Source organism: Kribbella sp., from assembly GCF_035655035.1.
Classification (GTDB): domain Bacteria; phylum Actinomycetota; class Actinomycetes; order Propionibacteriales; family Kribbellaceae; genus Kribbella.
In genome coordinates this window covers 1-12,802 of sequence record NZ_DASRVN010000597.1, presented here as the reverse complement: position 1 = coordinate 12,802, position 12,802 = coordinate 1, and the positions used below count along the sequence as shown (strand labels likewise).

General features: G+C 70.3%; 16 protein-coding genes. 9 read left to right on the top strand and 7 right to left on the bottom strand.

Features of this window, described 5'->3' with window-relative positions:
• The 6 genes from VFF46_RS31720 to VFF46_RS31695 all read left to right on the top strand — a co-directional run.
• Nucleotides 1-549 (top strand): LLM class flavin-dependent oxidoreductase (locus VFF46_RS31720; protein WP_325040920.1); only part of this gene is annotated, 549 nt, incomplete at its 5' end.
• Nucleotides 550-590: 41 nt separating this feature from the next.
• Complete coding sequence (locus VFF46_RS31715; protein WP_325040919.1) at nucleotides 591-1,016, top strand: hypothetical protein; 426 nt, start codon at nucleotides 591-593, stop codon at nucleotides 1,014-1,016.
• Nucleotides 1,006-1,827 carry a hypothetical protein gene (locus tag VFF46_RS31710; RefSeq protein ID WP_325040918.1) on the top strand — a complete coding sequence of 274 codons (822 nt, stop codon included), beginning with the start codon at nucleotides 1,006-1,008 and terminating at the stop codon, nucleotides 1,825-1,827. Before VFF46_RS31715 ends, VFF46_RS31710 begins: the two co-directional genes overlap by 11 nt.
• Nucleotides 1,828-1,907: 80 nt before the next feature.
• On the top strand, nucleotides 1,908-2,522 hold the full coding sequence (locus tag VFF46_RS31705; RefSeq protein ID WP_325040917.1) for an FMN-binding negative transcriptional regulator: 615 nt from the start codon (nucleotides 1,908-1,910) through the stop codon (nucleotides 2,520-2,522).
• Nucleotides 2,523-2,557: 35 nt separating this feature from the next.
• A complete protein-coding gene (locus VFF46_RS31700; RefSeq protein WP_325040916.1) occupies nucleotides 2,558-3,196 on the top strand; it encodes an SDR family NAD(P)-dependent oxidoreductase in 639 nt (212 codons plus the stop codon).
• Nucleotides 3,197-3,256: 60 nt separating this feature from the next.
• The gene (locus tag VFF46_RS31695; protein WP_325040915.1) at nucleotides 3,257-4,045 is read left to right on the top strand and encodes a putative hydro-lyase; all 789 of its coding nucleotides are present in this window, start codon (nucleotides 3,257-3,259) and stop codon (nucleotides 4,043-4,045) included.
• On the opposite strand, the gene VFF46_RS31690 is transcribed toward VFF46_RS31695, so the two are convergent.
• Genes VFF46_RS31690 through VFF46_RS31680 form a run of 3 tightly spaced genes read right to left on the bottom strand, consistent with a single transcriptional unit; the run spans nucleotide 4,032 to nucleotide 6,296 of the window.
• The gene (locus tag VFF46_RS31690) at nucleotides 4,032-4,664 is read right to left on the bottom strand and encodes a response regulator transcription factor (protein ID WP_325040914.1); all 633 of its coding nucleotides are present in this window, start codon (nucleotides 4,662-4,664) and stop codon (nucleotides 4,032-4,034) included. The genes VFF46_RS31695 and VFF46_RS31690 overlap by 14 nt on opposite strands.
• Complete coding sequence (locus VFF46_RS31685; protein ID WP_325040913.1) at nucleotides 4,661-5,881, bottom strand: sensor histidine kinase; 1,221 nt, start codon at nucleotides 5,879-5,881, stop codon at nucleotides 4,661-4,663. The genes VFF46_RS31690 and VFF46_RS31685 overlap by 4 nt, the downstream gene beginning before the upstream one ends.
• A 1-nt stretch (nucleotide 5,882) precedes the next feature.
• Nucleotides 5,883-6,296: a hypothetical protein gene (locus tag VFF46_RS31680; RefSeq protein WP_325040912.1), complete on the bottom strand. Its 414-nt coding sequence runs from the start codon at nucleotides 6,294-6,296 to the stop codon at nucleotides 5,883-5,885.
• Between the two features lie 327 nt (nucleotides 6,297-6,623).
• Here VFF46_RS31680 and VFF46_RS31675 point away from each other — a divergent pair, with 327 nt between their 5' ends.
• Nucleotides 6,624-7,289 carry a VanZ family protein gene (locus VFF46_RS31675; RefSeq protein ID WP_325040911.1) on the top strand — a complete coding sequence of 222 codons (666 nt, stop codon included), beginning with the start codon at nucleotides 6,624-6,626 and terminating at the stop codon, nucleotides 7,287-7,289.
• A gap of 62 nt (nucleotides 7,290-7,351) precedes the next feature.
• On the opposite strand, the gene VFF46_RS31670 is transcribed toward VFF46_RS31675, so the two are convergent.
• The gene (locus tag VFF46_RS31670) at nucleotides 7,352-7,963 is read right to left on the bottom strand and encodes a pentapeptide repeat-containing protein (RefSeq protein WP_325040910.1); all 612 of its coding nucleotides are present in this window, start codon (nucleotides 7,961-7,963) and stop codon (nucleotides 7,352-7,354) included.
• A 93-nt stretch (nucleotides 7,964-8,056) separates the two neighbouring features.
• On the opposite strand from VFF46_RS31670, the gene VFF46_RS31665 reads away from it, so the two are divergent.
• Both VFF46_RS31665 and VFF46_RS31660 read left to right on the top strand, forming a co-directional pair.
• Nucleotides 8,057-8,947 (top strand): NAD-dependent epimerase/dehydratase family protein, encoded by an 891-nt coding sequence (locus VFF46_RS31665; RefSeq protein ID WP_325040909.1) that lies wholly within the window; start codon nucleotides 8,057-8,059, stop codon nucleotides 8,945-8,947.
• Nucleotides 8,948-8,951: 4 nt separating this feature from the next.
• Nucleotides 8,952-9,704, top strand: a complete 753-nt coding sequence (locus tag VFF46_RS31660; RefSeq protein ID WP_325040908.1) for a protein phosphatase 2C domain-containing protein — start codon at nucleotides 8,952-8,954, stop codon at nucleotides 9,702-9,704.
• On the opposite strand, the gene VFF46_RS31655 is transcribed toward VFF46_RS31660, so the two are convergent.
• From VFF46_RS31655 to VFF46_RS31645, 3 genes are all read right to left on the bottom strand, one after another.
• Nucleotides 9,692-10,633, bottom strand: coding sequence for a DUF4328 domain-containing protein (locus VFF46_RS31655; protein WP_325040907.1), 942 nt, complete (start codon nucleotides 10,631-10,633; stop codon nucleotides 9,692-9,694). The two genes, VFF46_RS31660 and VFF46_RS31655, sit on opposite strands and share 13 nt — an antisense overlap.
• 39 nt (nucleotides 10,634-10,672) lie before the next feature.
• Nucleotides 10,673-12,196 carry a glycerol-3-phosphate dehydrogenase/oxidase gene (locus VFF46_RS31650; protein WP_325040906.1) on the bottom strand — a complete coding sequence of 508 codons (1,524 nt, stop codon included), beginning with the start codon at nucleotides 12,194-12,196 and terminating at the stop codon, nucleotides 10,673-10,675.
• A partial coding sequence (locus tag VFF46_RS31645; protein WP_325040905.1) for a helix-turn-helix domain-containing protein occupies nucleotides 12,193-12,802 on the bottom strand: 610 nt, incomplete at its 5' end. The genes VFF46_RS31650 and VFF46_RS31645, both read right to left, overlap by 4 nt.

The following is a 12,802-nucleotide window of genomic DNA, read 5'->3' as shown; positions in this document are numbered from 1 at the left end:
TACAACGTGATGCTGCTGGCGCTGCGGCCGGTCGCGTGGGCGGCGAAGCAGATCAGCACGCTGCAGTACGTGTCGAACAACCGCGTCGTGCTCGGTGTCGGGACGGGCAACCCGGCGCACGGTTCCGCCGGGTGGGAGGCCGCGGGCGTCGAGTACGCGGACCGTGGCCGGCTCACGGACGAGGCGCTCGCCGTACTGCGGGACCTGATCGCCGGCGCGGAGATCTCGCCGAGCGCGCAGGTGCCGCCGATCTTCGTGGCCGGCAGCGGCGTACGGGCGCATCGGCGGGCGGCGAAGTACGCCGACGGCTGGGCGACGATCGCGCTGCCGCCGGACGAGGTCCGCGCGAACCTGGACCGGATCAACGACCTTGCCGACGGCAAGCAACTGAAGGCCACGGTGGTCGCGCCGCAGCTCACCGGCGACGACCCGCTCGAACAACTGGCCGCCTACGAGGCGGCCGGCACCGAACGCGTGATCCTGCCACCGACCGGCGACTGGCGCCACGACTACGACCAGGCTGCCGGCCTCCGTAGCCGCTACCTTTGAGACATGGTGTTCCAAGTACCAAGTATGGTACTTTTCCATTCATGAGTGACTCAGCGACCAAGGCAACAAGGGCGATGTACGTCGGAGCCGGCCTGACGGTGCTCGGAGCAGCGGCGCCGATCGTCGACGGTGCGACCGGGGACCGGCTCGGCCACGGGCTGCTCGCGGCCTATCCGGGCCGCACGCAGTACGCCGAGATGGCGAAGTCGAGCATCCTGACTTACCTGTTCACGATCAGCGCGATCGGTCTGGTGGCGTGGCTCGTGCTCGCCTGGGCCGGCAGCCGTGGCAAGACCTGGGCGAAACCCGCGGCCACCGCGGTGTTCGTCGTCGGCTCCGCGATCCTGCTGTACGACTTCACGCAGCCGCATCCGCTGTTCGTCACGATCGTCGGCGCGCTGCCCTGTCTGGCCGGCCTCGCGGCGGTCGGCTACCTGTGGAAGCGCGACGCGCAGTATGCAGGCTGACAGCGGGCTGACCCGTCGCCGGCGGCGGATCTCCGACGAGGAGACCGCGCAGCGGATGCTCGACTCGGCGGTCGCGATGGTGAACTCATCCGGCCTGACCGTGAGCCTGGAGCACATCAGCCTCGAGGACGTGATCCGGGATTCCGGCGTCTCGCGGAGCGCGGCGTACCGGCGCTGGCCGTACAAGGACCTGTTCGTCGGCGATCTGCTCCGCACCTTGGCGAAGGCCGCGGTGCCGGCGGTGGTCGGCGCGCAGGGTGGGACCGCGCTGGTCCGGGAGATCGTGACCGGTCACGCCGGCGAGCTGCGGACCGCCGAGGGCCGGCAGTGGGTGTGGAGCGAGCTGCTCCGGCGCGGCGCCTGGCACGACTTCGACGCGATTCACCGGTCGACCGAGTGGCGGACGTACCTCGCGCTCCATGCGACCTTCGAGAGTCTCGCCGACGGCGAGCTCCGGGACGAGATCCAGCATGCGCTGGCCGCGTCCGAGCAGGGCTTCGTGGAACGGATCGCGACCGTGTACCAGCGGACCGCGGACCTGCTCGGGTACCGGCTGCGGGCGGGATCCGACGTCGGCTTCGGGACCGTGGCGACGCTGGCGAACGCAACCATGCGGGGCTTGGTGATCACCGCGCAGTCGACGCCGGAGACCGCGACCGAGCGCCTGCGCGCCGATCCGTTCGGCACCGGCCGCCCGGCCGACTGGTCGTTGCCCGGCCTGGCGATCGCCGCGGTGGTCAGCGGGCAGCTCGAGGTCGATCCGACCGTGGTCTGGTCCCCGGAGCGGATCGCCGCCGCCGTGGACTGGTGAAACGGCCGTCGAATGGATCTGCCGGGGCCGCGCCGCACGGTCGAATACTGGGGACGTAAACCCACGACTCGAGGATGTGGATGATGTACGTTCCCGCGCACTTCGCGCCGGATGATGCGGCCGTGCAGGAGCTCATGGCGAAGCACGGCGCGGCGGATCTCGTCACGATGACGGCGGACGGGCTGCGGGCGACGATGCTGCCGTTCGTATACGACCGTGAGCGGAACGTCCTGCTCGGCCACCTGGCGCGGAACAACGACCACTGGCAGCAGCCGGTGATCGGGGACGCGCTGGTGATCATGCGCGGCCCGGACGCGTACATCTCCCCCGCCTGGTACGCGTCGAAGCGCGAGCACGGCCGCGTCGTCCCCACGTGGAACTACGTCACCGCCCACGTCTACGGAACGATGACCGTGCACGACGACCCCGCCTGGGTCGAGAACGTCGTACGGCGGCTCTCGGAGCTTCACGAGGCGGGACGGCCCGAGCCGTGGTCGGTGGACGACGCGCCGGCGAAGTACGTGAGCGGCCAGCTCCGGGCGATCGTCGGCGTGCAGATCGCGATCAAGCGGGTCGAGGCCAAGTTCAAGCTCAGCCAGAACCGCCCGTCCGCCGACATCGACGGCGTGATCGACGGTCTGCACGCCGCCGCCGAGCACGGATCCGCGGACGCGGTAGCCCGGCACCGCCCTTGACCTTGACCCCGAGGGCAAGGTTTATGCTCCCGGCCGTGGCTGGACTTGCACTGATCGGTGTCGGCCCCGGGATCGGGCTGGCGGTGGCGCGGCGGTTCGTTCGCGAGGGGATGAGCGCGGGGCTGATCGCCCGTTCGGAGGCGACGGTGAAGGCGGCAGCCGACGGGTTGGCAGGCGCCGACGTACTTTCGGTGACCGCGGACGTGACCGACGAGACCGCGCTGCGAGCGGCGCTCGATCGAGTCGTCGACGCGTACGGCGTGCCTGAGGTGGTCGTCTACAACGCCGCGCTCATCCAGCCGGACCGGATCGGCGAGCTGACCGCGCGGCAGCACCTGGACGCCTGGGCGGTGAACGTGGTCGGCGCGATCACCGCCGCCGCGCATCTCCTCCCGGCGATGGCCGAGCGCGGCAGTGGATCGTTCCTGATCACCGGTGGGATGCCGGTCCCGAAGGCCGCCTACGCCAGCCTGTCCATCGGCAAGGCCGGGGTTCGCACGCTCGTGACGCTGCTCGACCAGCAGTACGGCGCCGCGGGTGTTCACGCGGCGAGCGTCACCGTCAGCGGTGGCGTCGCGCCGGGCAGTTCCTGGGATCCGGACGACATCGCGAACCACTACTGGCGGCTGCACACCCAGGCTCCGGCCGAATGGATCCACGAGCTCGTCATCTAACCCTTGTCGTATTGTTGAACAATCTCTATTGTGAGTGAGATCACCCGAGAAGGGGGTCTCATGACGATCGCAACGCTCACCGCGGCGCAGGCGCGGTCCTTGTTCCGGGATGACTGCAGCGTGCCGACCACCGGCTGGGCCGGCGGATACACGCAGACGAACCTGATCGCCGTCCCCGCCGACTGGGCGTACGACGTGTTGCTGTTCTGCACGCGCAACCCGCAGGCGTGCCCGGTCCTCGACGTCAGCGATCCAGGAGACCCGACGACGCGACTGGCGTCCGGCGCGGACCTGCGCACCGACATCCCGCTCTACCGGATCTGGCGCGACGGCGAACTGGCCGCCGAGGTGCCGGACGCGACCGAGTTCTGGTGGGACGACCTGGTCGCGTTCTCGCTCGGCTGCAGCTTCACGTTCGAGTCCGCGCTGGCGTCCGAGGGCATCCCGCTGCGGCACGTCGAGCAGGGGCGGAACGTCGCGATGTACCGGACCGACCGCGAGTGCGAACCGGCCGGCCGGCTGCACGGCCCGTTGGTGGTCTCGATGCGGCAGCTCCCCGCCGACCGGGTCGACGACGCGGTACGGATCACCGGCGCGATGCCGGCCGTGCACGGCGCTCCGGTGCACATCGGGGATCCGGCCGGGCTCGGGATCGCCGACCTCGGGCGCCCGGACTTCGGGGATCCGGTCGACGCGGCGGACGGCGACGTACCGGTGTTCTGGGCGTGTGGCGTGACCCCGCAGGCGGCGTTGATGGCGTCCCGCCCGCCGTACGCGATCACGCACGCGCCCGGGTACATGTTCGTCACCGATCGCCGCGACAGCGAGTACCGCCTCAGCTCGGTTTGAGCAGGCCGCGGTTGTACGCCTCGGCGACGGCGGCCGCGCGGTCGGAGACGTCGAGCTTGGCGTAGATGTTCAGCAGGTGCGTCTTCACCGTCGCCTCGCTGATGAACAGGTGCCGGGCGGCCTCACGATTGGTGTTGCCACCGGCAACCAACTGCAAGACCTCGAGCTCGCGCGGGCTCAGCAGCAGCTCCGGCGCCCGCGGCGCGCGGACGTGGTTCATCAGCGTGTTCGCCACCGACGGCGCGAGCACCGAGCGGCCCTCGGCGGCGGACCGCACGGCACGCAGCAGCTCGTCCCGCGGCGCGTCCTTGAGCAGGTACCCGGTGGCACCGGCCTCGATCGCGGGTACGACGTACCCGTCGGTGTCGTACGTCGTCAGTACCAGGACCCGCGACCGTACGCCGCGCTCGGCGAGCTCGCTGATCGCGTCCAGGCCGTTCATGCCGGGCATCTGCAGGTCCATCAGGATCACGTCCGGCTGCAGCGCCTCGGCCAGCCGGATCGCCTCCGCGCCGTCGCCCGCCTGACCGACCACCTCGAACTCGGGCTCGGCCGCGAACATCCCGCTCAGCCCGTCGCGGACGATCGGGTGGTCGTCGGCGATCAGCAGCCGGATCACGCGCCGGCTCCGGTCAACGGCACGGTCGCCGAGATCGCCGTACCGAAGCCCGGCTCGGACTCGATCTCCAGCGTCCCGTTCAGCGCCTCGACCCGCTGCCGCATCGCGACCAGCCCGAACCCGCCGGCTTCCGACGCCGGCCGCCGCCGCGCCGGATCGAACCCGGCGCCGTCGTCCCGTACGTCCAACGCGACCTTCTTCTCCATGTAGGACAGCGTCACACCCACCCGGGTCGCCTGTGCATACTTCGCCACGTTCGCCAGCGCCTCCTGAGTCGCGCGGAGCAGGGTCGACTCTGCCTCGGGTGTCATCACCCGCTGCGTGCCGGTAGTGGTCAGTTGTACGTCGACACCGTGCAGCGCGGACCACCGCCGTACGACGTCCTCGATCGCCTCGCCCAGCGTCGCCGACTGCAGCGGCTGCGGACGCAGCGCGTGCACCGAGCGCCGGGCCTCGGTCAGGCTCTCGCGGGCGAGCCCGATCGCGGTGGTCACGTACCGCCGCCAGTCGGCCGCGGTCTCCGCCGCCTGGAGCTGGGCGACGATCCCGGTCAGTCCCTGCGCGAGGGTGTCGTGGATCTCCCGGGCCATCCGCTGCCGCTCGTCGATCACCCCGGCCTCCCGCGCCTGGGTCACCAGCTGCTCGTGCAGTACGGCGTTCTCCGCGAGCGTGGCCTCGAGCCGGAGGTTGGTCTCGGTCAGGGCGTCGACCGCGTCCTTGCGCTGCTGGCTCAGCACCTCGCCGCGCCGGCCGAGCCAGGACGCGAGGCACATCCCGACCACGTTCACGCCGATCACGGCCGCCGTGCCGAGCAGGCCGAAGACGTCCGACTTCGGGATCGCGTACGCCTGGGCGTAGCCGGCGACGACCGCGACGCTGCCGACCCCGACCAGCTCGATCGGCCACGGCAGCAGGATGAACGTGTAGAAGTAGCCGGCCGGGGTGAGGAAGCCGAACCACGGGTCCCGCACCACCAGCACGGCCAGGAGCAGGACGTACCCGGCGATGAAGACGCCGATCCAGCGCTGATCGGTCCGCTTGGCCGGGCGGAGCGTGAACATGACGAGCGTCCACAACGCGACCAGCGCGCACAGCACCAGGTCCACGGTGAGGGACCTGGGCTGGTCGCGCTTGATCAGGATGGTGACGGCGATGAGGCACGCGAGGAACACATACGGCACCACCGTCAGCCGAATCGGCCACACCCGATCACTCATGTCACTTAGTGAACACCGAGCGGAGGTGCTTGCTGTTCACCACGAGTGTCACGCCGAGCAGGAGCAGCCCGCAGACCGCCTGCTCGCCCTTCATCCACAGTGGGAAGGTGCCGGGCAGTGCGATGATCACGGCGATCGCGACCAGCATCACGGCCGACACGATCCGGAGCCGCAGGTACCCCCGGTGGGAGCCCTTGGCCGCACTGCGAGCGAAGAGGAAGGTCAGCAGCGAGCTGCCGACGACGATCGTGCCGCGGACCCAGACGGCGGCGTTGACGACGCTGCTGTGGTTCCGGAGGGCGATGATGGCGACCAGCGTGAGCACGCTGATCGCGACGTAGCCGGTCACCAGCAGTTGCACGCTCCGCAACGCGGAGGCGCTGCGCGGGTGTCCGACGTTCGCGGGAGTAGTCATCTCGGTGGGTCCTTTCGGGGTTCTTTTCGGTACTACGAATGTCCCGTTCGGACCCGGTCCGGCACATCGCCCGGGCGGTCCTACCCGGCTCCACCGATCGGTTGACCGGCGCTCTCCACCGGTCCGCCGCTGGCACATGATCGTTGCCCTGAGCACCTTCCTTCCGTGTCAGTTTGTGCACGGCATGTCACGGAGTGTCACGGGCTGGTTGCGGCTGCGTCCAGATGTCCGGGCAGCCCTGGCGGCGGCGCGAGCGCTCGGCGGATGGTCGTTCCTGGAAGTCGAGAAGGGTTCGAGTCAGCCGGTCGACGACGGAGGACCAGACGCGTGCTCGAGACTTATCGCGGTATCCCACACCTGTTGGACACCTGGCTCGTACTGACCGGCATGACGCTGCCGATCGCCTTCTCCTCGTTTCGCCGCCGTGGCGACCTGATTCAACGGCTGGCCGCGTTCTGCCTGCCGGCCGCGTTCGCGCTGGTGGTCGCGGCGACGCTCAGCCCGACGCCGTTGCGCTACGGCCCGGTCGGGCTGTGCGGCGCCCGGCTCGAAGGGATCGGTGGTCTGACCTCGATCCAGGCGCCGCTCAACGTCCTGCTCTTCGTCCCGTTCACCGGCATGCTGACGCTGGCCGGCGGCCGCCGCGTGGACGCGATCGCCGCCGGGATCGGGCTGTCGGCGGCGATCGAGGCGATCCAGTCGCTGGTGCCGTCGCTGGGCCGTACCTGTCAGTTGCACGACGTGATGACGAACTCGCTCGGCTCCATCTGCGGCGTCGGCCTCGCGGCGGCCGTGCAGACGGTCGCCCACGGGTTGCTGACGGCGAGCCGCGGACGCCGCCTGGTCACCGCGCCGTACGTCGTCGAGCACACCGGGCTGCTCGTCGTACGGTCCAGACCGCCGGCCCGGCATCGGCGCGGGACGCTGGTGGCGCCGACGCGTCGTAACGCGGCCGCGAGATATCACAGAACGAATACACAGTTATCCGGATAGTTATCCACAGGTTGTGGATGGGACCGTGGATGGCCGCGTGACTACCTGGGGATATCCACAGGTCACGGCCGTACGTCGAGTCCCAGGGCGGCCGCGACCACCATCGCCTGCGTGATGTCGATCCGGGCGCCCTTGAGGGTGACGGTCAGCGGATCGAGGGTCGACAGGTCCGATCCGCGCAGGTCGGCGCCGCTGAAGTCGGCCTTCTGCAGCATCGCACCGGACAGGTCGAGGTCCCGGAGCACCGCCTTCGGCGCCCGGACACCGGTCAGGTCGGCCTCGCGCAGCTTCGCCCCGGTGAACTCGGCGCCCTTCAGGTCCGCCCCCGGCAGGCCGGTGAACGACCAGTCGCCGCCGGACACCTTCATCAGGCTGTGCGCGCAGTCGTCGAAGAAGCTGCCGATGAACTTGCACCGGGTGAACGTCGTGTCGAACAGCGAGCAGCGGACGAAGGTGCAGTTCACGAACGCGGCGTCGGTGTGTGTCGACGCGTTGAACCGGACCCCGCGGAACGTGCACTCCTCGAACACCCCGCCGCGGTTCTCCACCTCGGTCAGGTCCGAGTCGATGAACAGCACCCGCCGGTACGTCTGGCCGGACGGATCCGCGTCGTCCCAGTCCCGGATCGTCGACTCGGTCGGTACCGCCGGACGCCCGTCCACACGATCAGCCATACCTGAACACTGCCACGTCGTACGGACAGAGTTGTGACGCTAAGGCAGGAGAACGGTAGGCGGACCGACAAATACGGGCCGCACGATGGAGAGGTGACCGGAACTGAGCGGGTGATGGTGTTCGGCGCGGGAGGTTTTCTCGGCGCCAGGATCTGCGCGCTGCTCGCCGATCGGGGGATCGAGTACCGCGGGCTGAGCCGGACCCGGAGCGAGCCGTACCGGCGCTGTGACCTGACCGAGATGCACCCGTACGCGCTGGACACCCAGATCGGGATGTACAAGCCGACCGTGATCATCAACGCGGTCGGCGCCACGTTCGGTGCGCCGGCCGAGCTGGTCCGGGCGAACGTGATCGCCGTCGAGGCGCTGCTCGCGTCGGCGCGCGACAACGCCGGCCACGCGCGGTTCGTCCAGCTCGGCTCCGCGGCGGAGTACGGCGGGGCCGCCCACGGCACGAGCATGTCCGAGGACAGCGCGCCGCACCCGCTCGGTCCGTACGGGATCACCAAGCTGGCCGGCTCCGAGCTCGTACTCCGGGCGCAACGGGCCGGCGCCGATGCCGTCGTACTGCGGATCTTCGACGTCATCGGGCCGGGGGCGCCGGACAGTACGCTCACCGGCCGGGTGATCCGGGACCTGCGGACGCGGCAGCTGATCGAGGTCGGCGCGCTGGACGTCTGGCGCGACTTCGTGGACGTGCGGGACGTGGCCGAGGCGGTGCTCGCGGTCGCGCTCGCGGACGGGCACCTGCCCCCGCTGCTGAACGTCGGCACCGGCCGAGCGACCCTCGCGCGGGACGTCGCCGGGCAGCTCTTCGAACTCAGCGGCCTGGCGGCGACGATCCTCGACGAGGCCGGTCAGGAGACCCTGCTCGGTGCGCCGTGGCAGCAGGCCGACAGCACGCTGATCGGCGAGCAGCTCGGCTGGTCGCCCAAGATCACAGTCGAGCAGTCCCTCGCGGACAGTTGGGCTCAGTCAGACTAGCTCCGTGCAGATTCGCTCGCTCAGTGAGGCCGCGCCGGATCGGCGACCACCTGCCGTCAACGAAGATCTCGTCCTGACCGGACCCGACTTCGCGCTCGTCCTCGATGGCGCCACCGCCCCACAGGGGGTCGACTCGGGCTGCCAGCACGACGTCCCGTGGCTGGTGAAGCAGCTCGCGATCCAGTTGGCGCCGGCGCTGCTCGCGCAGTCGGCCGCGCCGCTGCCCGACCAGCTCGCCGAGGCGATCGCCGCGGTCCGGGCGGCCCACGCGGACACCTGCGACGTCAGCAATCCGGACAGTCCGTCCTCGACGGTGTCGATCGTCCGCCTGCACCCGGACCACGTCGAGCACCTGGTCCTGGCCGACTCGCCTGTCGTGATGCGGTCCGCCGACGGCGAGATCACCGTCCACAGCGACGACCGGGTCGAGCAGCTCCCGGAACGGACCCTCGAGGCGGTCCGCCGGTTACGCAACCGGCCGGGCGGTTTCTGGGCCGCGAGTACCGATCCCCAGGCGGCGTACGAGGCGATCACCGGTCGGACCGACCGGGCCGACGTGGACGTGATCGCGATCCTCTCCGACGGCGCGTCCCGCTTCACCGAGTGCTATGGGCACACGTGGGACGAGCTGATCGACGTACTCACGACTGCAGGCCCGCGGGAGCTGATCGACCGGGTGCGGGAGTACGACGCCACCTCGACGGACCGGTGGAAGCAGTACGACGACGCGAGCGTGGTGCTGCTTCAGCGTCCGTAGGTCGGGAAGCCCGGGCCGGGGTGCTGCGGCCGGGGCGCGTACTGCGGGGTGAGCGGCGGCTGCACAGGACCCTGGGCCGGCGTCAGCTCCATCCGCTCCTGCTGCCAGTCGCCGATCTGGCGCATCAGCAGGGCCATCGCGACACCCGCCACGATCAGCAGCGCCGTGGCGACCGTGAACCCGATGTCCACGGCCAGCGCGACGTGCACCATGAAGTCCTGCAGGTCGTAGATGTCGACATACCCGCCGGTGCCGTTGTCGGTTGCCTGGACGAGACGCACGATCCAGACGATGAACTCCACCACCGCGACCGATCCGCCGCCGACCACGATCACCCAGAAGCCGGTCCAGGTCGCCCACCAGCCGTACAGCAGGGTACGGATCCGGCCGTCCGGTTGCGCGGGCGGCTTGCTGGCCCGGACGACGTCGTCGACGATCTGGAACGGGTACCAGAACTGAACGATCGGACAGAACCACGAGCCGATCACCCACCCGGGCGCGCGGCGGTGCAGGTAGTGCTCCGGCACCATCGGCTGCGGTGCGAACGGTGAATTCAGGAAGTCGGCGTTGTCGCGAGCACGCCACAGCCAGAGCAGGAACGCGATCGCCGTCCCGATCAGCAGGTAGCCGATCAGGTCCAGGAACGGCCCGGTGCCGGCGATCGACCGGGCGCCGCGCTCGATCTCCGCGTCCGAGAGCAGTCCGTACACCAGCCGCTTGACCTGGTCGTACGACCGCCAGAGCAGCACGCACTGGACCACCGCGGCGACCACGGTCAGCCCCATCAGCACCATGCTGGCGATCGCGACCGTCCGCAACGGCCGGAACTGCGGCAGCACCGGCTGGTACGGCACCGGCTGATACGGCCCAGGCTGGAACTGCCCCGGACCCGGCTGGTACGGACCCGGCCCTGGATAAGGCTGCGTCACCCTTCCACCTCCCCGCAGCCAAGTTAACCCACGCCCGTTTCAGACCGCGGCGAACGCCTCCCGCACCGCGGGCAGCGCCAGCTCACGGTCCGCCGCCGACAGCCCGATCCGGGTCCGCCGGTCGAGTACGTCGTCCTCGGTCAGCGCTCCCTCGTGCCGGATCGCGAACCGCAGCTCGGCGTACGTCGTCCGCAGCCCCGGCGCGATCGGCTGCCGCAACTCGGGCGGCCCGTCGATCACCTGCGGCGCCTCCACGCCGTAGCGCTGGACGAACCGCGCCGGAGCCCGGACCGCGGCAAGGTGGACGCGATCGGCCGCACCTACCAGCGGGATCCGGTGCGTCTCACAACGCCGCAGTACGTCGACGTCCGACTGGTCGAGCGCGGTGTCGAGGACGTCCTCGGCCATCCGGCGGTACGTCGTGAGCTTGCCGCCGACGATCGTGACCACGCCGTCGTCGCTGGTGATCACCGCATGCCGGCGGGAGATGTCCGCCGTACCGCTGTGCCGGCCGGTGTCGAGCAGCGGGCGCAGGCCGGCGTACGTGCCGATCAGGTCCGCGCGGGTCACCGGCTCCTGGACGGCCGCACTGATCGTGTCCAGCAGGAAGTCGATCTCCGCGTCGGTCGCCTGCGGTACGTCGCTCACCGGGCCGGGCGCGTCCTCGTCGGTGAGCCCGACGTACACCCGGTCGTCCGGCGCCGGGATCGCCATCACCACCCGGCGCAGCTCGCCAGGGACCGGCACGGTGAGGACCGCGGACAGGCCGCCGAACACGGACTGCGGCAGCACCAGGTGCGTGCCGCGGCTCGGACGGAGCTTGATGCCGGAGGCAACTTGATCGGCCCAGATACCGGTCGCGTTGATCACGATCCGCGCGTCCACCGAGAGCCTGCCGCCGGTCAGTTGGTCGACCAGGACCGCGCCGTGCCCGGTGACCTCGGTCGCGGCCACGTGGGTCAGGATGCGGGCGCCGTACTGCGCCGCGGTCCGGGCGATCGCGACCACCAGGCGGGCGTCGTCGTACAACTGTCCGTCCCAGGTGAGGAACCCGCCGCGCATCCCTTCCGGACGGAGCGTCGGGGCGTAGCGCAGGAGCTCGGCCGACGACACCCGGCGCGAGTGCGGGAGGTAGTCGTCGCTGGTCCGCGCGAACGTCCGCAGTACGTCACCGCCGAGGAACGCCGAGCGCAGCAGGGCCGCCTGCGCGAACTTTGCCTGCGGCAACCACGGCGCGATCTGCGGGACCGGGTGCACGAGGTGCGGGGCGGTCGTCTTCATCAGGATCCCGCGCTCGACGGCACTCTCGTACGCGATCCCGACGTGCCCGGACGCGAGGTACCGCAGCCCGCCGTGCACGAGCTTCGAACTCCACCGACTGGTGCCGAACGCCAGGTCGTGCTTCTCCACCAGAGCAACGCTCAACCCACGCGCGGCCGCATCCAGCGCCACGCCGGCACCGGTCACACCACCACCGATCACGAGCACGTCGACCGCGGTGAGCGTCTCGAGCTCACGGGTACGGCGGGCCGCGTTCAGGCTCGCGTTGCCGAAGGTGCTCATGGCATCAGGTACCTCGTCAGCATCACGCGGAGCTCCTCGTCCAGCTTCGTGTACTCGTCCTTCTCGGCCATCACCGGACCGGAGACGGCCGACGCCAGCGAGACGAGGATGATCTGCCGGGCCAGCCAGACCGGGTCGCCGGCGCGGATCGAACCGTCGGCCTGTCCTTGGCGGAGGCCCTCCTCGACCAGGGCCAGGTGCGCGACCGTGCTGCTGCCGCGGCGCTCCAGCAGGTACGGCGTGAGGAACTCCGGGTCGAGCTCGATGATCTTGCGCATCAGCGGGTGCACGCGGGTCTTCGCGACCACCTCGACGACGCCCTCGACCAGGCGCGCGCGGCCGTCGGCGGCGTCCGGCTGGAACGCGGACACCAGCGCGATCGTCCACTCCCGGGTCATCAGCGCGGCGACCACGGCCTGGACGTTCGGCCAGCGCCGGTACAGGGTCGCGCGGGAGACCTCGGCGTGCCGGGCGATGTCGGCCATCGTCATCCGGCGCATCCCGATCGCGAGCAGCAGCTCGTACGCCGCGTCCAGGATCCGCTCCTCGCCGATCGCGTTCGCCGGGGTCGGACGGGTGCTGGTCTCTTGATCTGGTTCGCTGCTA